The organism is Halopseudomonas bauzanensis (assembly GCF_900114735.1).
Lineage (GTDB): Bacteria > Pseudomonadota > Gammaproteobacteria > Pseudomonadales > Pseudomonadaceae > Halopseudomonas > Halopseudomonas bauzanensis.
In genome coordinates, this window is record NZ_FOUA01000007.1 from 41,530 (window position 1) to 66,554 (window position 25,025).

The following is a 25,025-nucleotide window of genomic DNA, read 5'->3' on the forward strand; positions in this document are numbered from 1 at the left end:
ATCAGCGGTCCACGTCAGCCATAACGAAGTCAATACTGCCCAGATAGGCGATCAGGTCCGACACCATGCTGCCGCGGATCACTGACGGGATCTGCTGCAGGTGCGGGAAACTCGGCGTGCGGATACGTGTGCGGTAGCTCATGGTGCTGCCGTCACTGGTCAGGTAGTAACTGTTGATGCCCTTGGTCGCCTCGATCATCTGGAACGACTCGTTGGGCGGCATCACTGGCCCCCAGGAGACCTGCAGAAAGTGAGTGATCAGGGTTTCGATATGCTCCAGTGTGCGTTCCTTCGGCGGCGGCGTGGTCAGCGGGTGATCCGCCTTGTACGGCCCCTCGGGCATATTGTTCAGGCACTGTTCAATAATCCGCAGGCTCTGGCGCATCTCGCCCATCTTGACCATGCAGCGGTCGTAGGCGTCGCCGTTGACGGCCAGCGGCACTTCAAACTCGAAGTTCTCATAGCCGGAGTAGGGCCGTACCTTGCGGATATCGAAGTCGCAACCCGTGGCACGCAGGCCGGCACCGGTAACGCCCCATTCCAGGGCCTCCTTGGTGTTGTAATCGGCCACGCCCTTGGTTCGGCCGATCAGGATGCTGTTCTTCAGCGCCGCTTTTTCGTATTCATTGAGACGCTTGGGCATCCAGTCGAGGAATTCACGGACCAGTCGGTCCCAACCGTTCGGCAGGTCATGGGCGACGCCCCCGATGCGGTACCAGGCCGGGTGCATGCGAAACCCCGTGATCGCCTCGATCACCTTGTAGGCGCGCTGACGGTCGGTGAAGGTGAAGAACACCGGGGTCATGGCGCCGACGTCCTGGATATAGGTGCCCAGGTACAGCAGATGATTCTGGATGCGGAAGAACTCGGCCAGCATGATGCGGATCACATCGACCCGGTGCGGCACGGTGATGCCGGCGAGCTTTTCCACCGCCAATACGTAGGGCAGGTTGTTCATGACCCCGCCGAGGTAGTCGATGCGATCGGTATAGGGGATGAAGCTGTGCCAGCTCTGGCGCTCGGCCATTTTTTCGGCGCCGCGGTGGTGATAGCCGATGTCCGGTACGCAATCGATGATCTCTTCGCCGTCCAGCTGCAGGATGATGCGAAAAGCGCCGTGGGCCGAGGGGTGGTTGGGGCCGAGGTTGAGGAACATGAAATCCTCATGCTCGCCGCCCCGTTTTATGCCCCAATCTTCCGGATTGAAGCGCAGGGCTTCCTGCTCGGCGTCCTGCCTGGCGGCGGTCAGGCTGAAGGGATCGAACTCGGTGGCCCGCGCCGGATAGTCCTTGCGTAGCGGGTGGCCTTCCCAGGTCGGAGGCATCAGCAGGCGGGTCAGTCGCGGATGGCCTTCGAAATGAATGCCGTACATGTCCCAGACTTCGCGCTCATACCAGTCGGCGTTCGGCCAGATGGACGCGGCGGTGGGGACATTGAGATCGTTTTCCTTGAGTGCGACCTTGATCATCACGTCACTGTTACGTTCCAGTGACATGAGATGGTAGAACACGCTGAAATCCGCGTCGGGGAGCCCTTGCCGATGGGTGCGCAGGCGCTCGTCCATGCCATGCAGGTCATACAGCATGACGTAGGGTTGCGGCAGTTGCCGCAAAAATTGCAACACCGCGATCAGTTGCTCGCGGCCAACCCAGACCACCGGCATACCGGTGCGGGTCGGTTGGATGGTGAAAGCGGCGGCCCCGAAGTGCGACGTCAGCTCGGCAACGACCCGCTGGTCGTCAGCCTGGTATGGGGGTATATACAGCGCCTGATCTGCAGTCTTCATATGAATCGCTATCGGTCAACGGTGAATACGGCGGCGGTGTTGGCGTGGCGCCGGTTCACACGTCGTCAGGAGTACGCAGGTTGGTGACCTGAATGCGGCGGTCACGATTCTGCTCGCGTTGCGAAGGCATATCCGCTCGGTAGACACCCTGGTCGCCAACGACCCAGGACAGCGGGCGGCGCTCCTTGCCGATGGAGTCCTGCAGCAGCATCAAGCCCTGCAGAAAGGCTTCTGGGCGGGGCGGGCAGCCGGGAATGTAGACGTCCACGGGCAGGAACTTGTCCACGCCCTGGACGACGGAGTAGATGTCATACATGCCGCCGGAATTGGCGCAGGCGCCCATGGAAATGACCCACTTGGGCTCCAGCATCTGTTCGTACAGACGTTGAATGACCGGCGCCATCTTGATGAAGCAGGTGCCGGCAATAACCATGAAGTCCGCCTGGCGGGGCGAGGCGCGAATGACTTCCGCCCCAAAGCGCGCGATATCGTGCGGGGCGGTGAAGGCGGTGGTCATCTCCACATAGCAGCAGGAGAGACCGAAGTTGTATGGCCAGAGAGAATTCTTGCGTCCCCAGTTCACCGCGCCGTTGAGAACATCTTCCAGTTTGCCCATGAAGATGTTGCGGTGAACCTGATCTTTCAGCAGCCTATCGTCGACGGTCTCCCTGGTACCGATGGGATACTCGTCATTGACGGCATCCGGATCGATCCGAACAAGTTCATATTGCATGTTAAAAGCCTCATTTCAGCTTCGCTTGCCTCCTGCGGCGGCCGGCTGGTGACCAATCAAGGGCACCGATAGCCGCCTCGTAGACAAGACCCGCAACTAGAATTGAAATAAAGATAGAGGCTCCGATGAAACCGGCCCAGCCGCTTTCGCGCACCGAAACGGCCCATGCAAACAGGAATAGGGCTTCAACATCGAAGATCACGAAGAGCATCGCGACCAGATAGAATTTTGCGGAGAATCGCAGGCGGGTATCGCCAGTGGAAACGATACCGGACTCGAAGGGTTCGTTCTTGCTGCGGCCCCAAGCTCTGCTGCCGAGGATGCTCGATAGCAGCAACATGAAAGCGCACAGACCCAGAACGCCCAGCAGAAAAGCAGCCAATGCCCAGTTGTGGGGCTGTGTTGATACAGCATCAGGCATGCCGGACTCCTTGGAGAATCGGCTTGATTATTGGTTCTTATACGCGAATCAGATGTTTCTTCGCGTCAGGCTGCAGCTAGTGTAGGCCCGCTGGGCGGGTTATGAAAGGGCTGGGTCGGCCTGTAACAATTTTTTACACAGACGGGCCAATTAGCCTGCCTGAACTTCGATCGGTGCGCTTAGTCCAAAAAACTACCTAGGTTGACGGAGCGGCATATGACCATTTTCGAAGCATTGCGGATGAGCCATGACAAGCAGCGCAAGTATGTCGATGCGGTGTTGCGGACCAGCGGTGACACCCAGGAGCGGGTCGAAGCGTACCAGCAGCTGAAGGAAGAACTGTATGCCCATGAGACGGCAGAAGAGCGCCACTTCTATATCCCGCTGATGGCCCATGAGAACGGTGTCGACCTGAGCCGTCACGCCATTGCTGAACACCACGAAATGGACGAACTGGTGGAAAAGCTCGACGAGATCGAGATGTCCAGTTCCGCCTGGCTGAACACTGCTCGGGCGTTGGGTGACAAGGTGCTGCATCATCTTGAAGAGGAAGAGCAGAAGTTCTTCCAGATGGCCGGGAAACTGCTTGCCGAACAACAGAAAAGCGAGCTGGCCGAGCAATACAATGACGAATACGACGAACTGCTGGCACAGGGCTGATCAGCCCGTTACCCGCAGCGTCGCGAGGCCCGTTGCCGGGGCATGAAATTGAAAATGCCTATCCGGCCGTTTTACACCCGAAGGGAGCCAATCGGGTATGCTGTGACGCTCGTATCAGTTGCAGGACAGCAAGCATGTCGGATTATGATTTTGACCTTTTCGTTATCGGTGCCGGATCGGGTGGTGTGCGCGCCAGCCGGATGGCTGCCAGTTTCGGCGCGCGGGTGGCGGTAGCCGAGGAACTGTATCTCGGCGGAACCTGTGTGAACGTTGGCTGTGTGCCGAAAAAACTGTTTGCCTATGCTGCCCACTTTGCCGAAGACTTCGCCGATGCCCGCGGTTACGGCTGGGATCTGGCCGATGCCAGCTTCACCTGGCAACGCTTGCTGGATAACAAAAATGCCGAAATCACCCGGCTCAATGGCATCTATCACAACCTGCTTACCGCCGCCGGGGTAACCATGGTGCATGGTCGGGCACGGCTGCTTGACTCCCACACCGTTGCGGTGGGCGACAAGACCTTCACTGCCGAGCGCATTCTCATTGCAACCGGCGGCTGGCCATTCATTCCTGAATTCCCCGGCCGAGAGCATGTGATCAGTTCCAACGAGGTGTTCTACCTCGATCAATTGCCCAAGCGCTGCCTGGTTGTTGGCGGCGGCTATATCGCTATCGAATTCGCCAGCATTTTCCATGGTCTGGGCTGCGATACCAGTCTCGCCTACCGGGGCGAGCAGTTCCTGCGCGGCTTCGACCAGGGGCTGCGTGATCACATGGTAGTGACAATGCAGAACAAGGGGCTCGATCTGCGCTTCAATGCCGACGTGGCCCGAATCGACAAGCAGGCCGACGGCAGCCTCCATGTCGAGTTCAAGGATGGCGAAAGCCTGGATACCGACCTGGTGCTCTATGCAACCGGGCGCCGCCCGAAGCTGGATGGGCTGGGTCTGGAAAATACCGAGGTAGCCCTGGACGACAAGGGCTTCATCAAGGTCGACGGCGATTATCAGACTACCGACTCCGCGATCTTCGCCATTGGCGACGTGACCAATACCCTTCAATTGACGCCGGTGGCCCTGGCCGAAGGGATGGCCTTGGCGCGGCGGCTATATCGGCCGGAGGAGTACCGCCCCGTGGATTATGCGGATATCGCTACAGCGGTGTTCTGCATTCCCAACATCGCCACCCTGGGCTTGACCGAGGAACAGGCGCGCGCCAATGGGCATAAGCTGGATATCTACGAAAGCCGCTTCCGGCCGATGCGCAACACCCTGGCGGGCAATGACGAGCAGAGCTTCATGAAGCTGCTGGTGGACCAGAGCACCGACCGGGTGCTGGGCATTCATATGGTAGGCCCGGATGCCGGCGAGCTTATCCAGGGGCTGGCGGTGGCGCTGAAGGCCGGGGCGACCAAGGCGGTGTTCGATGCCACCCTGGGCATTCACCCCACGGCTGCGGAGGAATTTGTCACCATGCGCACGCCGACTCGCTGCGACTGAGCCGGCGAGCTGCTGTCGTGACGCTCAATGATGGCTATGGGCGTCATGATCGGCAGGCGCAGCAGGGGCCGGCTCTCCGGTCACCTTGACTTCGACTTCCACCTCGCCCGCGTGTTCGAAGTTCAGCGTCAGCGGATAGCTGCCACCCTCGACCAGCGGCTGCTGCAGATCGAACAGCATGAAATGATTGCCGCCCGGCTTGAACTCCACCTGCGTGCCGGGAGCAATGGCCACGCTGTCGATCTGCTGCATCTTCATCAATCCGTCCTGGTGGACGTGCTCATGCAATTCGACCCGCCCCGCAATGGGCGAGGTGGCTCCCGTCAGTCGGTCGGCCTGGTCTCCCTTGTTCTCCAATACCAGATAGGCGGCGCCAGTGGGCGCTACCGGCGGCAGTGCCCGTGACCAAGGATGGATGATATGAATGTCACCTGCGGTGAAGTCATGCGCCAACGCCTGGACACTGAGTAACGTTGCGCCAAGCAGTACGCTGAACTGGGTGAGTCGCATGGGTTATCCTCGTTATGGGTGGCCAATGGGCCGGTATGTGGGAGCCGTTTACGTCCGGTCATTATGGGTGCCGCTCCGGAGCAGGGGCAAGGCGACGCTGATATGTCAAACGCATCACAAAACGCTTCAATGTTTACGTAAATACATGGAATATGGCTTTTAGCTATCACCTAATTGATCGACACTTAGGGTCATATACCGGACAGAGTATGTCATGAACGAAAGACGAAAACTGGAGCGCCACCACGTGAGCAACAGCCTGGAAGTATACGACCTGGATAGCGGGGAATTACTTGGGCGTGTTGTGGATCTCCACACCGAAGGGTTGATGCTGCTGAGCGAACGACCGATCGAATTGAACCGAAGCTGGGCGCTGCAAGTGAATCTGCCGATGAACCTCAATGGCGTCAGCGAATTCATGCTGGACGCGGAAAGTCGCTGGGATCGCAAGAGCCTCGCCAGCGGCCAGTATTGGACCGGTTTGCAATTCACCCATCTGCCCGAGGATTCCCGCCGCTGTATAGAGCGCATGGTTTCCAGCCGCTGAGCCGCGCCTCCCTGTTCAGGCGCGGGTCAGATGGTTATCCCAGCGCAGGGTGTGGTGGGTGATCAGCTCAGGCTCTGTCGCCGAGGTCCGGACCCGGTATAGCCCGCCATGACCGGATGACACCACAAAGCTGCCATCACGCTCCGCCAGCACACCCCCAGGATCAGGTACCGAGACCACTCCCATGGGCTGCCCTGAACGATAATCCAACAGCATGACGCAATTCCCACGAGGCGCCGTAATGGCTGCGACGGTGGAGTGGGGGTTGATCGCAACGCTGGCCGTGTAGTTGCCCAGCATCGCCTGTTCATGCTCCGCCAGCGCAATCTCGCTGAAGTCCCCGGTGTTGGTGTCCAGCCGGGCGATCAATGGCGGGGTTTGCCATTTCTCTCCTTCAAACTGGTATCCGGCGATGACGATGCCGTCGCGGCTGATATCCAGATGATGGCAGCTGAGCTGGTGATGGGAGGGCTCGCAATGTTGCAGTACCTCACCGCTATGGCGATCCATCACGATCAGGGCCGGCTGCATGGACTGCAGATTGAGCTTGATACGGCCATAGTCCGGGTGCGTCTTGATTCCCCCCAGCGCGACCACCAACCTTTGCCCGTCGGGATGCAGACGCAGCTCATGAGGGTCCATGCCGCCTACAGGCAGATCCTGCATATGCCGGTAACCATCATCTGCTGCGTAAACCCGAATCTGCCCGGCACCGCTGGGATAATGATTGGCCGTAGCGTAGAAGCGGCTGCCGTCCTCGCTGAATACACCGTGGCCGTAGAAATGGAAGCCATCTCCAGCCTCAACCAATGCATCAAGAGTGCCTTCCAGGATATTGATTACATACAGATTTTTCCCAGGTCTGCGAGACATGATTACCGCTTGGCCCGCGTTCGGATGCAGGCAGCCGCTGTGACAGCGCTCAGCTACCGGAAGGCGGAACAGCTCCCGCCCGTTGCTGTTGGCGGCGACGATAAAATGCTCGCCAAGGGCCGTGTCGACCGAGCTGAGAAAACGCAGATCCGGTAATTCGCGGCTGCTGGCAGCAAAGCTATGGGCGCTGCAGAAGGCGGCGATGCCCAGCAGGCTGAACTGGATGAAATCGCGCCGCTGCATGTCAGTCCCCATCGCTCGAATTGAAGCCGCGGATAATCCCCAGCTGACTGGCGATATTGCCGGACAGCAGCTGGTTCAGCTTGTCGATTTCAATGAAGATCAATTGCAACGTGCGATAGCCGTCATCGTTGGCCAGCAACGTCTGCATATCCGCCGGCTGCTGCTCCAGCCGGGCGATGGTCGCCGTCAATTGTTGATCCAGGCGTTCGACCAGCTCGCTCCCCTCGGCATCAACCATCAACTCGCGCAATCCCGGCAGGAAGTACTGCTGCAGGCCGACCAGGCTGGCGCGGATACCGGCCAACGAATGTTCGCTGCGCCAGGCATCGGCAATGTAGGGATTGCGCCGCGGCTTGCCTTCCAGCCCCATGGGCGCAGCCAGGCGCTTGTTACGCAGGATGTCGAGCCCGTGCATGGCGGCCAGCACCGTGGTGTTCTGGAACTGCTCGGTGCCCAAGTAGTGCGGGCGGAACGCCTGCCATTGTTCCTGCAAGTGCGCGGCGTTGTGCTGCAGCAGGCTACTGATGGCGGTCACCAGTTCGCAGGCGCGTTTTTCCGGCAGCGGCTGGGTCCTGGCGGCCTGCGGGTCGAAGAGTAAGTATTCGAGGGCGGGGAAGCCCTTCACCGCTACGCTGTCGGCTCGCAGTTGGTCAATGCCGATCGCTTGCTCGCCGCCCAGCCATAGATTCACCTTGCGCGCGACGGTGTTCTTGGCGTCCGGCCAGAACTGGAATTGCCAGCTGAGATTGTCCTGCTCGATCGGCCCAAAATCGACGAAGCGCACCGCCTGCCAGCTGTCGAAGGCGCTGAACCAGGCGGACTCAAGGGCTTCACGCTGCTCTGCCGAGGGCGTTGCGCAGTAGGTTGTTGCCGCCTGGTCGAGGTTGGCGGTGCTGGTGGCAAGGGCGGCATAGCCTTCGGTAAGGGCGCCGTGCCAGGCTTCGCGGGGCGCTTGCGCCCAGGCGCTGGTGCAGAAGGACGCAGCGAGCAGGGCGGTTGAACCCCATTTCAAGGTGCGTAGACTCAGATTGGATAATGAGGGCATGTGAGATCCGTTACAGGGAGTTCAAGAAGGTAAGCAGCGACTGGCGCAGTTCCGCCGGCAATGTCCGGTAGCGCTCTGTCGTTGCCTGGGCTTCGCCGCCATGCCAGAGAATGGCTTCCTCCAGCGTGCGGGCGCGGCCGTCATGCAGAAAGCCGGCCCGGGGATTGATCTGCTGGGTCAGCCCCAGGCCCCAGAGCGGCGGCGTGCGCCACTCGTTGCCGTCGGCCAGGAATTCGGCGCGGCCGTCGGCCAGGCCTTCGCCCATGTCATGCAGCAGCAGATCGGTATAGGGCCAGATTACCTGATCGCTCAGTTCCGGTCGGTCAGCCAGTGTGCCGGTGGTATGCCGCGGCGTGTGGCAAGCGGCGCAACCTATTTCATTGAACAGCTTCGCACCGGACTGCACTGCTGGGTTGTCCATATCACGGCGGGCCGGTACTGCCAGGCTCATGGCATAGAAGTTGACGAAGGCGGCAATCTTGTCGCTGACCTCGGGCGTACCGCCGTCAGCAAAGCGGTCGCATTCTTGCGCGGCGGTGCAGTCCGTGTCCGGAACGATGTTGGAACTCAGCCCCATATCGCCGGCGAAGGCGGCCATGCTCTGCTGCATGACGCTGACTTCAGCTGCTTTCAGACCGAAGCGCCCCAGCGCGGTGCGTTGGCCTATACGGTCCCACACCTGATTGGCTCGCCCGGAAATACCGTCGCCATCCAGATCGTCCGGGTCTGCGGCCGCCAATATGGCTTCCTCGGGGATGGTTTCGAGCAAACCGAGACCAATCATTGGCGGAGCAACACGGGGCGAAATCAGCAGATCCTCGGGCAGGGCGCCATAGTTTGGGCCATCAATCCGGTACTGCGGGCGCCGTAATTCCACCTTGCTGCCATCGGCCAGGGTTTCCTCGAACAGCTGCCATTCGATATTCAGCCGCGCCTCCGGTTTCATCCCCGGGATGGCGGCCGTCTGTAACTGGCTGCCATAGACTGGAGCGGGTACGAAACCATGTTGCTGCAGCAGTTGCGGATCCGTATCCGGGCCGGCCGGCACTGACAGCCGCAGAAATAGCGAAACGGCTGTTTCCCCCGGTGCCGGCGGGTGACCACGACCGTCTTTGATATGACATCCCTGGCAGGAGTTGGTGTTGAACAGCGGGCCCAGGCCGTCACGGGCGTCGGTGCTCGAAGGCGCAATCACCCAGGGGTTGCGAAAGAAGCTGTTGCCCACGCTGAAATCCAGACGGCGGGATATCGGCAGATTGCCCAGGGGCAGGGAATAGGCGTTGTGGTCGCTCTGGGTAACGGTACCGGCACCGCCGGAGTTGGGGGTGTCCTGCACCGGATAGTCGGCGCCCAGGCTGGGGGTGGCGAACAGGCATAACGCCAGAGCAGGAGTGAAAAGCAAGAATTTCATGGGCGTGAATCTGTATGGCCTGGATGAAGACATGGACGCCCGAGCCCCCGGAACTGGCCGGGGGCTCGGGCGCCATCATCACGGATCAGAAGGAATGGCCGGCGTCATCGGGTTGCAGAGAGTCTACGCCCACGACCGCAGCGACCTGCTCAATGGACCCGGTCTGCTGGGCCAAAGCGGCGATGGCATCGTTGATAATAGTCGCGCCGGTCTCGTTACCGGGGGCGATCATCATGTCGAACGTCATGGCTGATTCACCTTCGGCGGCTTCCTTCATGACGGTCAGCGCTTCCATGGTGGAACCCAGATCATCCCGCAGACGCTGGTCCAGCTCGGGGTTCTTTTCCGCTACCAGTGCCGAGAGGGAAGGGCCACTGGTTACCGAGCCGTCCAATGCCTGGTAGCTGCCCAGGTAGATGTTCTGAATACCTTTGCCGTTGTAGTAATGCGAGTTATGCGTGTTGTCGCTGAAACAATCATGCTCGTCTTCATAGGAGTTGGCCTCCAGCGCGACCTTCATTCGCTCGCCGGCCAGTTCGCCCAGTGATAGCGAACCCATGCCGAACAGCATTTTCTGAAACACGTCCTGGGTCGGCAGCGCCAGCAGTTCGGCGCGGTAGTTGCCGGCTTCGTCGGCGGACCACTGTCCGACCATCCACTGCAGATCATTGACCAACAGCTCGGATGCGGCGCTCAGATAAGCCGCCCGGCGGTCGCAGTTACCATTGGTGCAGGCTTCTCCCTGAACGAAATCCGTTACCGGGCGTTGGCCGGCACCGGCCTCGAAACCATTCAGGTCCTGCCCCCAGAGCAGAAACTCGATGGCATGGTAGCCCGTGGCGACGTTCGCTTCCGAGCCGCCGATTTCGTTCAGGTCAGCCAGCAGCTGGGAGCTGAGTTCGCTGGCATCCAGCGTCTCACCGCCAATGGTCAGGGTCTGGTTGGCGATCAGATTGGCGGTCGCGCCTTCATTGCCCAGTTCGTGCTGATAGTCGTCGGCAGCAACGTAATCGATCAGTCCTTCATCCAGCGGCCAGGCGTTCAGCTGGCCCTCCCAATCATCCACCACGGCATTGCCGAACCGGAATGCCTCGGACTGCTGATAGGGGATACGCGCCTGCAGCCAAGCCTGGCGGGCAGCCTCGAGATTCGCCTCGTTTGGCTCTGCCAGCAAGGTAGCGATGGCCTTGTCGAGAGCTTGGGCAGCGGTCAGCGCATCGAGGTACACCGCGTGGGCCAGGTCGGCATAATGGCTGGCTACATCAGCTTCGCTGATCGCCGTGGCAGCTGGTGTGGCGTTGGTGTTGTCAGCGGGCTGGGACTGCGCCGCATCGGACGTCGTCGCGGCCGGAGATTGCGCCACCGGGTCCTGGTTGTTGTCGCAGGCGCTGAGCAGCACCGCAGCGGATATCGTCAAAGCCAACGTGGTGTAGCGAAAGGTGCGTGCCATGGTTGAGTCCCGTTTCCCGGTGATAATGATTTGCGTTGCGATTATAGACTTGTATCTTCATATTGCAATGCGGCGCAGGAGAAAACCCAAAGAATAATAGGAATTATTCTCATTGACAGCTTGTATCATCGCGATAATACTCGGTCTATCGATTTATTCCGGAGGCTGTTCCATGAGCAAAGTGACTTTGATGGCTGGATCATCCCGATCCCTGTGCCAAGCCTGGCATGCACTGCAGGAACTCGAGCGCAGCCGCACTGAGAAATGCCGTGCGCCTGGTTGCCCAGCCAAAACCGATAGCCGGCGCAAAGCGCGACGGAGCGTCAGCGGGGATCTTTGAACCAACCTGTCAATCCTTTGCCATACTCAGGACAGGCAAAAGAGGAGGTTGATATGTCAGATCATCGCACCTACAAGAAGCTCGAACTGGTCGGTTCGTCGACCAACAGCATTGAAGACGCCATCAGTAACGCAATCGCCGAATGCAGCAAGAGCGTGAAGAACGTCGAATGGTTTGAGGTGATGGAAACCCGCGGGCACATTGTCGATGGCAAGGTGGCGCACTTCCAGGTCACTGTGAAAATCGGTTTTCGCGTCGAAGGCAGTTGATTTCGATGTTCTATGGAGGGGGGCTGGGCGCCGGCTCCCTTGCCGCTCTGGTCCGCTTATTTCCTCTCCCGTTTGCGTCCCCGCATGGCTGTGTCTAACCTCTGAATATGGCCTGCAAAGCCCTGCGTGACGGTGCTATCTAACCGTCTATCAAGGCCCATTCCCCTTGTTCAGGAGGACATATGACGATTTCTCGGCTGAAATGCCCCCGGCTGTTTCGTCAGCAGTGTTATGTTGATGGCCGCTGGCTTGATGCCGCCAGCGGTCAGACGCTGCAAGTGGACAACCCTGCCAATGGCGATCTGGTTGGCCGGGTGCCGGTCATGTCGGCGGAGGAGATAGGTACGGCGATTGACGCGGCGTCAGCAGCGCTGCGCCAGTGGCGCACTCGTACCGCCCAGGAACGGGCCGATTGCCTGCTGGACTGGCATGACCTGATGCTCGAACACAAGGAAGATCTGGCAACGCTGATGACCCTCGAGCAGGGCAAGCCGCTGGTGGAATCCCGTGGCGAAATCGAATATGCCGCCTCCTTCATCCGCTGGTTTGCCGAGGAGGCCCGGCGGATGTACGGGGAGACCATTCCCGGGGCGCGGATCGGTCAGCATATCCTGGTCACTCGGCAGCCGGTCGGAGTATGTGCAGCGATCACGCCCTGGAATTTCCCCGCAGCGATGATTACCCGCAAGGCCGGCGCGGCACTTGCCGCAGGTTGCACCATCATCGTCAAACCGGCCAGCGCAACGCCATTCTCCGCTCTGGCCCTGGCAGCACTGGCGGACGAGGCGGGCATTCCCCACGGCGTATTCAACGTGGTGACCGGCAAAGCCAGTGAAATCAGTGAAGCCCTTACCCACAGCCCCAAGGTCCGCAAACTCAGCTTTACCGGCTCGACGGATGTTGGCCGCCGGCTGATGGCGCAATGCGCCGAGCATATTCAGAAGATCTCCCTGGAGTTGGGTGGCAACGCACCTTTCATCGTCTTCGACGATGCGGATATCAGCCGGGCGGTAGAAGGCGCGATGGTCTGCAAGTTCCGCAACACCGGGCAGACCTGCGTTTGCGCCAACCGGTTTCTGGTGCAGTCGGGCGTGCATGATGAATTCGTCGCCGCGCTGGCTGAAGCCATGGGCAAGCTGCGGGTGGGAGATGGCTTCGAGCCGGGCGTCACGCAATCGGCGTTGATCAATGGCGATGCGGTAGAGAAGGTGGTGGAGCATTTCGAGGATGCCCTGGCCAAGGGAGCCAAACGGGTCTGCGGGCCGGCGCCGGACACCGATCGAGGCAACTATGTGCAGCCGGTGTTGCTGACTGATATCAACACCGAAATGACGTTGTGCCACGAGGAAACCTTCGGCCCGCTGGCGGCGGTGTTGCGTTTTGACACCGAGGAAGAAGCGATCGAGCTGGCCAATGCCACTCCCTTTGGCTTGGCGGCCTATTTCTATAGCCGTGATATCCACCGCATATGGCGGGTGGCAGATGCGCTGGAGGCAGGCATCATCGGTATCAACGAGGGGCTGATTTCCAATCCCATGGCGCCATTCGGTGGCGTCAAGGAGTCCGGTCTGGGGCGCGAAGGCTCCCGCCATGGCCTGGATGAATATACCGAGCTGAAATATCTCTGCATGGGAGCGGAATAGGCGTGATCGATACTCTGCCAACCGGCGTCATCCGGACCCGCAATGCGCTTGGACGTCGTTTCATTGAGGTTGACCACCCAGCGGTGCATGCCCGGATCGCGGAACAGGGGGCACAGATCATCGCTTGCGCACCCACCGGTCAACAACCCTTGTTATGGATGAGTCCGGTGGACCCGGCCAAGCCCGACACCGCATTGCGCGGCGGTATTCCGCTGTGCTGGCCATGGTTTGCCGATGAGCGCCCGGGGCCGGCACACGGCATCGCCCGTACCAGCCATTGGCAATTGCGCCTGGCCGAAGCCGACTCGCAGCAGGTGCGCCTCGTGCTGGAACTGCCCGAGCAGGAGATAGCCCGGCAATTGCCCGGTGAGCATTGGGCCGTCCAGGTCGAGATGGTGCTTGGTAGCAGTTTGAGTGTGACGCTCACCACAACGAACATCGGCCCCCGGCCCCAGCCTCTGAGCCAGGCGCTGCACAGCTATCTACCCGTGGACGATATCGATAGCGCCCAGATCCTGGGATTGGAGGGTGCCAGTTACATCGACAAGTTGCAGGCGGGCGCGCAATGTCGCCAGCAGGGACCCGTTCGGTTCAGTGGCGAAGTGGACCGGGTGTACTTTGACACCACAGCGGACGTGCAATTGCTTGATGGCTCGGGCGAGCCGTTGTGGGTGCAGCGCCGCAATAGCCAATCAGTGGTGGTATGGAACCCATGGCAAGCCAAGGGCGCACGCCTGTCCCAGTTCCCCGCGGATGGCTATCGCGGCATGGTATGCATCGAAGCCGCCAATGCCGGACCGGATGCACGCCTTGTCGAAGCGGGGCAGACCCATTGGCTGCAGACCATCATCAGCCGTCACCCGCCCTAAGTGTTGATCCGCTAACCGCAGCATCTACTACTAAATGACGACACCAGACCTGCCAAGGAGGCATTCACGCTACACGCCTGGAGTCACTAGTATCGAAGCATGACCTGCGCCTTGGGGCCAGGCTGCGCATAGAGGACTAAGAACAATGATTTACGCCAATCCTGGAGCTGCCGGCTCCCTCATCACCTTCAAGAACCGCTATGGCAACTTCATCAACGGTGAATTCGTTGCCCCGGTCAAAGGCCAGTACTTCAGCAACACCACGCCGGTTACCGGTGAAGCCATCTGCGAGATCCCCCGCTCCACGACCGAAGATATCGAGCTGGCGCTGGACGCAGCTCACGCGGCGAAGGCGGCATGGGGGAAAACCGCTGTGCAGGAGCGCTCGCATCTATTGTTGAAGATTGCCGATCGTATCGAGCAGAACCTGGAGCTGCTTGCGGTAGCCGAGACCTGGGACAACGGCAAGGCCGTGCGTGAAACGCTGAATGCCGACATCCCGCTGGCGGCCGATCACTTCCGCTACTTTGCCGGCTGTATCCGCGCCCAGGAAGGCAGTGCCGCGGAAATCAACGAAACCACCGTGGCCTATCACTTCCATGAGCCGCTGGGTGTAGTAGGGCAGATCATTCCCTGGAACTTCCCGATCCTGATGGCCGCCTGGAAGCTGGCGCCGGCGCTGGCAGCGGGTAACTGCATCGTGCTCAAGCCGGCTGAGCAGACGCCGGTCAGCATCCTGGTGCTGGCCGAGCTGATCGCCGACCTGCTGCCGCCGGGTGTACTCAATATCGTCAATGGTTATGGCCGGGAAGCTGGTGAAGCGTTGGCCACCAGCAAGCGCATCGCCAAGATTGCCTTCACCGGCTCCACCCCGGTGGGCCGGCATATCATGCGCTGTGCAGCGGAGAACATCATCCCGTCCACAACCGAACTGGGTGGCAAGTCTCCCAATATCTACTTCGCCGACATCATGAAGGCGGAAGAGAGCTTTATCGACAAGGCGGCCGAAGGTCTGGTGCTGGCTTTCTTCAACCAGGGTGAAATTTGCACCTGCCCGGCCCGCGCGCTGATTCAGGAAAGTATCTACGACGACTTTATCGCGCGGGTGCTTGAACGCACTCGCCGCATCAAACGTGGCAATCCGCTGGACACTGATACCCAGGTGGGAGCGCAGGCTTCCGAACAGCAGTTCGACAAGATCCTTTCCTATATGGAAATCGCTCGGGAGGAGGGCGCTGAATTCCTTATCGGTGGCAACGCCGAGCGTCTGGAGGCCGAACTGGGTGGTGGGTACTACATCGAGCCGACCCTGCTCAAGGGACACAACAAGATGCGTGTGTTCCAGGAAGAAATCTTCGGCCCGGTGGTAAGTGTCACCACCTTCAAGGATGAGGCCGAAGCGCTGGCCATCGCCAATGATACCGAGTTTGGCCTGGGCGCCGGCGTCTGGACCAGAGACATGAACGTTGCCTACCGTATGGGCCGGGGAATCCAGGCCGGACGGGTATGGACCAACTGCTATCACATGTACCCGGCCCACGCGGCCTTCGGCGGCTACAAGAAATCCGGCGTCGGTCGGGAGACCCACAAGATGATCCTCGACAGCTATCAACAGACCAAGAATCTGCTGGTCAGCTACGACGTGAATCCGATGGGCTTTTTCTGAGCTGTCGGTAACCAGACGGTGTGCCGGTCCGCTCCACCGGCAGGCCGCAGTAGCATGCTTTGGATCTTAGGCCCTTCGGGGCCTTTTTTTATCTACCAGGCTGCCGGATAAGCGCGCCCTCAGTATGATGTCCGCCGCTATCAGCAGGCTTTCGGTTGCAATGACAAAAAAGGACACGACATGTGCACAACATCCAGTGAGCGCATACTCAGACGGACGCCGCTGGCGCTCGCACTTACGCTTGCACTGCTACCGCAGGCCCATGCCCAGGACCGGCTCAGCCTGCCGGCGCAGATCATCCTCGGTGGTGGCGATGACCAAGACCTGCAACTGCCGCTGGCGCGGCATACGGTGTCAGGCCAGCAGCTGAATGGGCCCAACCTGGGTGCCAACCTCTCGGAATCCCTGCAACGAGTACCCGGACTGGTGGCCCTCAACCGGCAGAACTATGCCCAGGATCTGCAAATTTCATCTCGTGGTTTCGGCGCCCGTGCCCAGTTCGGCGTGCGTGGCGTGCGTCTGGTGCAGGATGGTATTCCGCTGACCATGCCTGACGGTCAGGGCCAACCGGCACTATTCGACCTTGATGGTCTGCAGCGCATCGAGGTGCTGCGCGGCCCGTTGACCACGCTGTACGGCAATGCCTCCGGCGGCATCATTCAGGGCTACACCGGTGAGGCACCGTTCTACCCGACACTGGACAACCGCACGGTGATCGGCAGCGACGGACTGTGGCGCTCGCGCCTGCGCTACGGTGGCCAGCATGGCGACCTGAACATCAGCGCCAACGTCTCGCGGCTGGAGACCGACGGCTACCGCGATCACAGCGACACCCGCCGCGACATTGCCAACCTGCGTCTGGGTTGGGATATTGATGATGATTCCAGTTTGACCCTGTTGATCAATAGCCTGGACCAGCCCGATACCCAGGACCCGTTGGGGTTGACCGCTGAGCAGGTGCGCGCCGACCGACGCCAGGCACCACCGCAGGCCTACACCTTCGATACCCGCAAGTCGGTACGCCACAACCAGGTCGGGCTGAACTACCAGCGGCGCCTGGCCAATGACGACCAACTGACGGCGATGGTCTACGGTGGCGAGCGCGACATGCAGCAGTTTCTGGCCTTTCCCGGCAGTGGCGCGACCGCTGGTGGCGGGGTGGTCGAGCTGGACCGACGTTTCGGCGGCGGCGAACTGGGCTGGCAGCGTGAGACCCGAATGTTCGAACTACCGGTGACCTTTGCAGCGGGTCTGGCCTACAACTACCAGGGCGAGGAACGCAAGGGCTTCGTCAATGCCAATGGTAGCAAGGGCGGCTTGCAGCGCGACGAGTTCAACCGGGTCGACAGCCAGGAAGCCTATCTGATCAGTACCTGGCAACTGGCGCCGCGCTGGGAACTGGTGGCGGGGATGCGCTACAACCGGGTGGAATTCGACTCGGACGACGACTATCTGGACGATGGCCAGGACGACAGCGGCCGCATGAGTGTGCACCGCACCAACCCGGCGCTGGGTCTGAACTGGCAGTGGAGCTCGGAGATGAGTCTGTACGCCGCCTTCGGCCAGGGCTTCGAGACCCCGACCTTCCAGGAGCTGGCCTACCGGCCCGATGGTGCTGGCATGAACCAGGCGCTCAAGCCGAGCCTGTCCCGCAATGCCGAGGTCGGGCTGAAATGGCGCCGGGAAAACACCCGGCTGGATCTCGCCCTGTTCCACAGCCGGGTCAAGGATGAGATCGTTACCGGCACCAACCAGCTGGGCACCGGCCGTTCTACCTATACCAATGCCGGGCGCTCCACCCGCCGCGGCATGGAGCTGAGCATCGAGCAGCAGTTCGCTGCTGGCCTGAGTGGTTACCTTGCCTATACCTGGCTGCAGGCCGAGTACGATCGTTTCGTCGACGGCGATGGCGCCAATCACGCCGGCAATGACCTGCCGGGCATTCCGCGCCACAGCTTCTTCGCCGAACTGGCCTGGCAGCCCCAGGACAGTGGCTTCGCCACCGCCATCGAGGCCCAGGGCATGAGCCAGCGCTACGCTACCGACGACAACCAGCACAAGGCCTCGGGTTATACGGTGTTCAACTGGCGCGCGGGCTATCAATACCCGGTCGGCAATTTGTCCCTCGAGCCCTTCGCTCGCCTGGATAACATCACCGACCGCGAGTATATCGGCTCGCTGATCGTCAACGGCTCGGGTGGGCGCTACTACGAGCCGGCGCCGGAGCGCAGCTGGCTGGTGGGATTGGGGCTGCAGTATCAGTGGCGCTAATGCGAACCCGCCCTTAACTCTTGTAGATCAGTGCCCCAGAGCCAGCTTTGCGCTGGCTCTTCTCGGCCTTCTTGCGGGCACTGATCGTAGCCACGCACTGCTGATCGTCATGCAGGATGACGATGCACTCCAGGCACTGGATGCATTCGTCATAGTCGATCCGTCCGTCGCGGTGTATCGCGCCTATGCCGCAGTGGTTGCGACAATGCTGGCAAGGCTTGCCGCAGGCATCAATGCGCTTCAGCCAGGAGAACAGGCGCAGCCTGCCGAGTACCGCCAGCCCGGCACCCAGCGGGCACAGGTAGCGGCAATAGAACTTGTGGATGAACAGGCCCAGCCCGAGTAACAGCAAGGCATAAGCGACGAAGGGCCAACTGCGGATCAGGAACAGGGTGATGGTGGTCTTGAACGGCTCGACCTCGGCCAAGCGCTCGGCCAGGGTCTGCGACAGCAGGGCGCTGACCAGCAGGACCAGCAGAATCCCGTACTTGATCCACTGCAGACGGCGGTGCAGCGGCTCCGCTATTTTCCATTGGCGCAGGCGCAGTTTCTGGCCCAGCCAGGCGACCAGGTCCTGTAGCGCACCGAACGGGCAGAGCCAGCCGCAGAACAGTCCACGCCCCCAGACGAACAGGCTGATAAAGGTAAAGCTCCAGAGCACGAAGATCACCGGGTCCATCAGAAATACCCGGATATCGAAGCCATCGACCAGTGCCAGCAACAGCGTGGTGATATTGACCACCGACAACTGCCCCTGGGCATACAGCCCGATAAACACCAAGGTGAACAGCAGGAAACCGCCGCGCAGCAGGTGAAAGGCACGGGTGTGCCGGCTGATCCGGTGCTGGAAGGTGAAGATCAGGCTCAATAGCAATAACGCGCTACCCAGCAGCGCCAACTGCCACCAACGCTCCTGCCATAGACGCAACCACACCGGACTCGGCTTGGCGGCGGCGCTGGGCTGGTGGATCTCGAATAGTCTGGGGTCGGGCTCGAAGGGGTGTTCCAGCACCAGCTGGCTTTCCACCAGGTGATTGCGTTGCAGGTTGACGTTGAGCCGCACCTGAGCGGGTTGCGCGGGGTTGTAGGCGGCGTGGGTCTTGATGCGGAATATATGCGCCTGGAGATCATCCGGGGGCGTTATCGCCAGGCTATCCAGCAGCGCACCGTTATCGAAGTCCATATCGTGCAGCTCGATGGCCTGGCCGTTCTGCACCAGCAGCAGCCGGCTGGGCGAGGAGGCGGCGGTGAAATCCTCCGGCACATGGCGGTAGCTGCCGCGCGACATCACCAGCAGTGCCTGCTCTCCGTCGCGCAGGCTGCTCTGCAAACGGGCAAAACCCTGCTCGCCCAACAGGTTGCGCCCGCTCATGGGCGTATCCAGGTAGGCAAGGAACAGCTCGCTGAAAGCCTGGTCGTGAACCATGCCTGGATAATGCTCCAGTGAATGCCCCAGGCGTTGCTCCAACTCGTCGGGCTTCAGTAGCCAACGCTGGACCAGCCCCCGCTCCAGCAGTTGTTGCCAATCCAATGGTTCAAACAGATCCATGCGTGGTGTCGCCAACGGCGCGCTGGTAAAGCCTTCAAGATAAGCGCGAGCGACGGCCAGAGCCGATTGCAACACACTTTCATTGAGGATCACCACGGAGACGGTGGCCTTGCTGATGCCATCGAACTGGGTAATCGATTGGCCGTCACTGGAATCCGGCTTGCGACCGCCGACCACCACGGGCTTGCTGAGGGGGTGCTGGCGGTATTGTTCAACAAAATCCAGCAGGGCCTTGTCCCCCATACCATGCAGGAATACCGGCTCATGGTGACCCAGCACCCGGACCCCGGTCAGCACTCCATCGACATCCAGGCCAACCAGCAGGTGGAAGGGTTTGCCGGCAAACCCCTGCAGGCTGGAGTGGTCGGTAGATTCGAAGGCGTAGCCGAGCAGCTCATTCAACTGGTATACCGGGTAAACAGGCACATCGCCCTGCTTGGCATCAACCCGAGTCGCCTGGGGGAACAGCGCCTGGATCGCTTCCTGGACCTTGGGTGGTGGAGCGCTATCGGCTGGCAGCAGCGGGCTGATCAGCAGCAGGATCAGCGCCAGCAAGCGTAGCGTTGGCTGCAGTCGAGAGAACATCGACATGGCTTGCCTCGATCGGTTCATGGTGTCTCACCATGCTATCCGCCTCAGGACACGCGACCATGCGACTTGAGGGGCGCCGAGGCACGACTTCAGTCGTAAAAACGCCTCCGCCGCCCGCTTTGAGGTAACCTGTGGTTTCCACAAATAAAACAATAAAGGTCGCTTACTACCATGGCCTACGATATTAGCCAGCTACGCAAATTCGTTACTCCCGAGATCATTTTCGGCGCCGGTTCACGCAAAACCGTGGCCAACTACGTCAACACCTTCGCCGCCCGCAAGGTACTGCTGGTTTCCGACCCTGGCGTGGTGGCAGCGGGCTGGGCCGCAGACGTGGAGAACAGTCTGCAAGAGCAGGGCGTGGACTACGTTTTGTATACCCAGGTATCGGCCAATCCGCGGGTAGAGGAGGTGATGCTGGGCGCCGAGGTCTATCGCTCCTCGGCTTGTGATGCCATCGTTGCCATTGGCGGGGGCAGCCCGATGGACTGCGCCAAGGCGATCGGCATTGTCGCCACCAACGGTGGGCATATCCTCGATTTCGAGGGAGTCGATACCATTTGCACGCCCGTGCCGCCGGTGATCCTGATACCGACCACGGCGGGCACCTCGGCGGATGTGTCCCAGTTCGTGATCATTTCCAACCAGCAGGAGAGGGTGAAGTTCTCGATCATCAGCAAGGCGGTGGTGCCGGACGTGGCCCTGATCGATCCGGAAGTCACCGCCACCATGGATCCTTTCCTGTCTGCCTGTACCGGCGTCGATGCCCTGGTGCATGCGATCGAGGCTTATGTATCCACCGGCAGTGGGCCGATGACCGATGCCCACGCGCTGGAGGCCATGCGACTTATCAACGGCAACCTGGTGGCGATGATCAAGCAGCCCGACAATATCCAGCTGCGCGAGAAAATCATGCTCGGCAGCCTGCAGGCCGGGCTGGCGTTCTCCAATGCCATTCTCGGGGCGGTGCATGCCATGTCGCACAGCCTGGGCGGCTATCTGGATCTGCCCCATGGCCTGTGCAATGCCATCCTGATGGAGCACGTGGTGGCCTTCAACTATGATGCCGCCCCGGACCGTTTCAAGGTGGTGGCCCAGACGCTGGGTATCGATATCCGCGGCCTGAGCGGCCCGCAGGTCCGCCAGCGGTTGGTGCAGCATTTGATCGATTTCAAGCATGCGGTGGGCTTCGCGCAGACGCTGGGCATGCATGGCGTGGGCATCAGCGATCTGCCGATGCTGTCGATCCACGCCATGGACGATCCCTGTATCCTGACCAACCCGCGTGAATCCAGCATCAGGGATGTGGAAGTGGTTTATGCCGAAGCACTTTGACCCACGTCGCGAGATGCTGACCGGCCTGCTGGGGCTGGGGCTGCAGTCCGCGCGTAAAAGCTACTATCCGGAACTGATGGACCGTCTGCAGGAACTGGAAACAGAGCGCAATCGCTACAAGTGGCTGTTCGAGAATGCCGTGCATGGCATATTCCAGGGTGATATGGAGCACGGCATCCGGGCCGCCAACCCCTCACTGGTGCGCATGCTTGGCTATCCCTCGACCGTGGCCGTGCTGGCGGCAGCCGGTGAGCTGAAGGATAACTTCTTCGCCGGCGGGCCGGCGGAGTTCGTCCAGGTCTGCGAGCGGCTACAGCTGGAGGGCGAGCTGGTTGGCTACGAGACTCGCCTGCGACGCCTGGATGGCAGCGAGCTGGATGTGCGCATGAACCTGTTGCTCAAACAAGAGGAGGGGCGCCAACTGGTGGAGGGCTTCGTTGCCGACATCAGCGGTCGCAAGCAGGCCGAGCGGGCCATGCAGCAGCTCAACGAACAACTGGAGCAGCGGGTGCATGAGCGCACCCTGGAACTGGAAACCCTGAATGACAGCCTGCGCCGCGAAATCATCGAACGGGAACGGGTGCAAGGGGCACTGCGTGATGCCCGGGATGCCGCCGAGCTCGCCAATCGCAACAAGGATCACTACTTGGCAGCGGTCAGTCACGATCTGCTGCAGCCGCTGAATGCCGCGCGGCTACTGATGGCCACCCTGCGTGAACGAGCATTGCCCAGGTCCGAGGCGCAACTGGTCGAACGCTCCCAAGCAGCATTGGAAAGCGCCGAGGACATACTCAGTGACCTGCTCGATATTGCCCGCCTGGATCATGGCAACATCCCGCTGGAGCTGGGCAATCACACCCTGGTCGAGATCATCGACCCGCTGTTGAGCGAGTTTCAGGGGCTGGTCGAAACCAACGGATTGCAGGTGCGGGCACGGCTCGGGCGCTGGGCCGTGCGCACCGATTACCGCATGCTCAGCCGCATCCTGCGCAACCTGCTGAGCAATGCCATTCGCTATACACCGAGCGGGCGGATACTGATTGGTTGCCGGCGCCGGGGTGAGCTGTTGAGCATCCAGGTGTGGGACACCGGCCTGGGCATCCCCAGCGAACGCTTCGATGACATATTCCGTGAGTTCAACCAACTGCATGGTGACCGTGTCGGCCCACGCAAGGGAGCCGGGTTGGGGCTGGCGATTGTCGAACGTATCGCCCGGCTGCTCGAGGCGCCCCTGCAAGTGCAATCGGTGGTTGGTTCAGGTTCCATGTTCAGCGTCACCGTGCCGCTGGCCAGGGCCAGTGCACCGACCCCGCCGGATGCATTGCTGGCGCGGTTGCACGCGCCGCTGCAGGGGCGGCATCTGCTGGTGATCGACAACGATGCGATGATCCTTTCCAGTATGCAGGGGCTGCTGGAACAGTGGGGCGCCCGGGTACAGGTCGCGGTCGATCTGCCGGGCGCACTGGCGGTGCTGAGTGGTCGCCTCCCGGACGCCATCCTTGCCGATTACCACCTCGATGCCGGGCAGACTGGTTGCGATGCGGTAAGCTGGTTGCGCGAACACTTCCAATGGCAGATACCGGCAATCATGATCACCGCCGATCGCAGTGAACACAGCCGGCAGCGCTTGCGTGACCTGGGCATACCGGTGCTCAACAAGCCGATCAAGGCCGGCAAGCTCAGGGCCATGCTCGGGCAGGTGCTGCATTAGGCTCTGGTCCTGGGAACGTCAAGCACCCGCTTGATGGGCGAGTCAGCCGGTAACGCCATTGCCGCTGGCCAGCCCTGGTACGAGCTGGTGCTCGAACCTCCCAGGCCCAAGTCCCTCCACCTCGGCCAGAGCCAGGCAGCAATGTGCCCGAGGGTGAGTGGAAAAACACGCTTCCTCCCAAGGTAGCAAGCGAGCATGTGCTTTGGCAGCAGCTCGTCAATCCTTGGTAGGGCCCACCAAAGCCCGGTACTTTCAGCTCCTTGGCAGAATGGGGGCGCTGCCTCCGCTTTCCGATAATCCGCTGGACGCCCAGTTTCGTCAGCCACTGATTCCATCGGAGAGCACAATGAACAAGAACAATACTGCCTATCCTCTATTGACCGCCCTGGCTGCGGCCATGCTCAGCGCACCGGCCTCGGCCGCCATCACCCTGTACGATCAGGATGACACCAGCTTTTCGGTCGACGGCTATTTCAATGCCTTCTACGTGCACAACAAGGTTGATCATATCGACCCCGATCTGGACCGCAACCAGTCGCGGGTGAAAATGGGTTTCCTGCCCAACTACATCGGTTTCAATGTCGGCAAGAAATACGACAACCTGACCCTCGGTGGCCGTTCCTCGTTCTGGGTCACCATCAACGACAGCCAGGACAACGCCACCGAGACCGGCATCGATGTTCGCCAGTTCTACGGTACCGTTTCCGGCAGTTGGGGTGAGGTACTGTTCGGCAAGGACTTCGGCCTGTTCGGACGCTCGAACATCATGCTCGACGAGTTCCTTACTGCCTATGGCCAATCCAGCGATACCCTCGGCCTGGTCGATGGTGGCGGCGTATCCTTCGGCAATATCGGCACCGGCTATCCCTATCCGTTTCCCACTTCGCAGATCACCTACCGTTCACCGGTGATGAGCGGCTTTCGCGCCGCCGTGGGCATCATGGACCCGGTCGATGGTCATCTGGTGGACGACAACGGTGTGCAGACCGGCAAGGACTACCAGGACAGTCCCCGTTTCGAGAGTGAGCTCACCTACCAGTTCGAGCTGGGTGGCGCGCAACTGCATAGCTGGCTCAACGGCATGTACCAGCAGGCGGATAATACCGGCGCAGGCATTGATTCGGTGACCTCCCGCGGGCTGGGCTACGGTGTGCAGGCCAAGCTGGGGGCACTGTCGCTGACCGGCTCCGGCTTCAACGCCGAGGGCGTCAATCCCTTCTTCACCAACAACGCGACCCAGGCCAGCCTGCGCGAAAGCGACAGCAAGGGTTACCTGCTGCAGGGCTCGTATACCTTTGGCAAGACCCGGGTGGCGCTGTCCTATGGCAAGACCCGGGATGACGGCAACGGCCTGGGCTATCAGGCGGACTTCAAGACCAGCGGTATCGGCCTGTTCCACAGTCTCAATGAGAACCTGACACTGGTTGCCGAGTACAACCGTTTCGACCTGAAGAACCGTGATGCCGGTGACCGGATAGAAGAAACCGACACCCTGGCCCTGGGAGTGGCGCTGGGCTGGTAGAGGCCGGCGGGCAGCCCTTCGTCCTTTAGCACTAGGGTCTTGCTACTCAAGCAGGATGGGGCCGGGGCGGGGGGCTCAATA

20 protein-coding genes are annotated in these 25,025 nt (G+C 60.7%); 11 read left to right on the top strand and 9 right to left on the bottom strand.

From position 1 onward, the window contains the following. Window position 1: 1 nt before the first annotated feature. Genes nuoC through BM267_RS14240 form a run of 3 tightly spaced genes read right to left on the bottom strand, consistent with a single transcriptional unit; the run spans window position 2 to window position 2,940 of the window. Window positions 2-1,786 carry an NADH-quinone oxidoreductase subunit C/D gene (gene nuoC, locus BM267_RS14230; protein ID WP_074781177.1) on the bottom strand — a complete coding sequence of 595 codons (1,785 nt, stop codon included), beginning with the start codon at window positions 1,784-1,786 and terminating at the stop codon, window positions 2-4. Window positions 1,787-1,841: 55 nt separating this feature from the next. Continuing rightward, the gene (locus tag BM267_RS14235) at window positions 1,842-2,519 is read right to left on the bottom strand and encodes an NADH-quinone oxidoreductase subunit B (RefSeq protein ID WP_036989843.1); all 678 of its coding nucleotides are present in this window, start codon (window positions 2,517-2,519) and stop codon (window positions 1,842-1,844) included. A 10-nt stretch (window positions 2,520-2,529) separates the two neighbouring features. Next, window positions 2,530-2,940 carry an NADH-quinone oxidoreductase subunit A gene (locus BM267_RS14240; RefSeq protein ID WP_036989842.1) on the bottom strand — a complete coding sequence of 137 codons (411 nt, stop codon included), beginning with the start codon at window positions 2,938-2,940 and terminating at the stop codon, window positions 2,530-2,532. Between the two features lie 216 nt (window positions 2,941-3,156). Between BM267_RS14240 and BM267_RS14245 the strand changes: the two genes are divergently transcribed. Together BM267_RS14245 and gorA are read left to right on the top strand one after the other, a co-directional pair. Continuing rightward, window positions 3,157-3,600: a hemerythrin domain-containing protein gene (locus tag BM267_RS14245; protein WP_074781178.1), complete on the top strand. Its 444-nt coding sequence runs from the start codon at window positions 3,157-3,159 to the stop codon at window positions 3,598-3,600. A gap of 134 nt (window positions 3,601-3,734) precedes the next feature. Further along, complete coding sequence (gorA, locus tag BM267_RS14250) at window positions 3,735-5,099, top strand: glutathione-disulfide reductase (RefSeq protein WP_036989840.1); 1,365 nt, start codon at window positions 3,735-3,737, stop codon at window positions 5,097-5,099. A 24-nt stretch (window positions 5,100-5,123) separates the two neighbouring features. Here the strand turns inward: gorA and BM267_RS14255 are convergent, their stop codons facing one another. Further along, window positions 5,124-5,609 carry a copper chaperone PCu(A)C gene (locus tag BM267_RS14255; protein ID WP_074781179.1) on the bottom strand — a complete coding sequence of 162 codons (486 nt, stop codon included), beginning with the start codon at window positions 5,607-5,609 and terminating at the stop codon, window positions 5,124-5,126. 214 nt (window positions 5,610-5,823) lie between these two features. Here BM267_RS14255 and BM267_RS14260 point away from each other — a divergent pair, with 214 nt between their 5' ends. Continuing rightward, entirely contained in the window at window positions 5,824-6,156 is a 333-nt protein-coding gene (locus BM267_RS14260; RefSeq protein ID WP_051610865.1) for a PilZ domain-containing protein, read from the top strand. 15 nt (window positions 6,157-6,171) lie between these two features. Here BM267_RS14260 and BM267_RS14265 read toward each other — a convergent pair whose 3' ends face one another. The 4 genes from BM267_RS14265 to BM267_RS14280 all read right to left on the bottom strand — a co-directional run bounded on the left by BM267_RS14265 (window position 6,172) and on the right by BM267_RS14280 (window position 11,178). Continuing rightward, window positions 6,172-7,272 (bottom strand): DUF1513 domain-containing protein, encoded by a 1,101-nt coding sequence (locus BM267_RS14265; protein ID WP_074781180.1) that lies wholly within the window; start codon window positions 7,270-7,272, stop codon window positions 6,172-6,174. Between the two features lies 1 nt (window position 7,273). Then, the gene (locus BM267_RS14270; protein WP_074781181.1) at window positions 7,274-8,317 is read right to left on the bottom strand and encodes an imelysin family protein; all 1,044 of its coding nucleotides are present in this window, start codon (window positions 8,315-8,317) and stop codon (window positions 7,274-7,276) included. Window positions 8,318-8,327: 10 nt separating this feature from the next. Beyond that, window positions 8,328-9,728 (bottom strand): di-heme oxidoreductase family protein, encoded by a 1,401-nt coding sequence (locus BM267_RS14275; RefSeq protein ID WP_083392532.1) that lies wholly within the window; start codon window positions 9,726-9,728, stop codon window positions 8,328-8,330. 85 nt (window positions 9,729-9,813) lie between these two features. Continuing rightward, window positions 9,814-11,178: an imelysin family protein gene (locus tag BM267_RS14280; protein ID WP_074781182.1), complete on the bottom strand. Its 1,365-nt coding sequence runs from the start codon at window positions 11,176-11,178 to the stop codon at window positions 9,814-9,816. Window positions 11,179-11,571: 393 nt separating this feature from the next. Between BM267_RS14280 and BM267_RS14285 the strand changes: the two genes are divergently transcribed. The 5 genes from BM267_RS14285 to BM267_RS14305 all read left to right on the top strand — a co-directional run bounded on the left by BM267_RS14285 (window position 11,572) and on the right by BM267_RS14305 (window position 18,236). Beyond that, complete coding sequence (locus BM267_RS14285) at window positions 11,572-11,787, top strand: dodecin (RefSeq protein WP_036989835.1); 216 nt, start codon at window positions 11,572-11,574, stop codon at window positions 11,785-11,787. A 182-nt stretch (window positions 11,788-11,969) separates the two neighbouring features. Continuing rightward, window positions 11,970-13,430 (top strand): NAD-dependent succinate-semialdehyde dehydrogenase, encoded by a 1,461-nt coding sequence (locus BM267_RS14290; RefSeq protein ID WP_036989834.1) that lies wholly within the window; start codon window positions 11,970-11,972, stop codon window positions 13,428-13,430. Between the two features lie 2 nt (window positions 13,431-13,432). After that, window positions 13,433-14,299, top strand: a complete 867-nt coding sequence (locus BM267_RS14295) for a D-hexose-6-phosphate mutarotase (protein WP_177173411.1) — start codon at window positions 13,433-13,435, stop codon at window positions 14,297-14,299. A gap of 145 nt (window positions 14,300-14,444) precedes the next feature. Then, complete coding sequence (gene exaC, locus BM267_RS14300) at window positions 14,445-15,965, top strand: acetaldehyde dehydrogenase ExaC (RefSeq protein WP_074781183.1); 1,521 nt, start codon at window positions 14,445-14,447, stop codon at window positions 15,963-15,965. A gap of 180 nt (window positions 15,966-16,145) precedes the next feature. Further along, complete coding sequence (locus BM267_RS14305; RefSeq protein ID WP_074781184.1) at window positions 16,146-18,236, top strand: TonB-dependent receptor family protein; 2,091 nt, start codon at window positions 16,146-16,148, stop codon at window positions 18,234-18,236. Window positions 18,237-18,249: 13 nt separating this feature from the next. On the opposite strand, the gene BM267_RS14310 is transcribed toward BM267_RS14305, so the two are convergent. Then, window positions 18,250-20,376 carry a 4Fe-4S binding protein gene (locus tag BM267_RS14310; protein WP_235818292.1) on the bottom strand — a complete coding sequence of 709 codons (2,127 nt, stop codon included), beginning with the start codon at window positions 20,374-20,376 and terminating at the stop codon, window positions 18,250-18,252. Window positions 20,377-20,547: 171 nt separating this feature from the next. Here BM267_RS14310 and ercA point away from each other — a divergent pair, with 171 nt between their 5' ends. The 3 genes from ercA (at window position 20,548) to BM267_RS14330 (ending at window position 24,944) form a co-directional block, all read left to right on the top strand. After that, window positions 20,548-21,711 carry an alcohol dehydrogenase-like regulatory protein ErcA gene (ercA, locus tag BM267_RS14315; protein WP_074781185.1) on the top strand — a complete coding sequence of 388 codons (1,164 nt, stop codon included), beginning with the start codon at window positions 20,548-20,550 and terminating at the stop codon, window positions 21,709-21,711. Next, a complete protein-coding gene (locus tag BM267_RS14320) occupies window positions 21,695-23,422 on the top strand; it encodes a PAS domain-containing hybrid sensor histidine kinase/response regulator (protein ID WP_074781186.1) in 1,728 nt (575 codons plus the stop codon). Before ercA ends, BM267_RS14320 begins: the two co-directional genes overlap by 17 nt. Window positions 23,423-23,768: 346 nt before the next feature. Further along, window positions 23,769-24,944, top strand: coding sequence for a porin (locus tag BM267_RS14330; RefSeq protein ID WP_074781188.1), 1,176 nt, complete (start codon window positions 23,769-23,771; stop codon window positions 24,942-24,944). Window positions 24,945-25,025 lie beyond the last annotated feature (81 nt).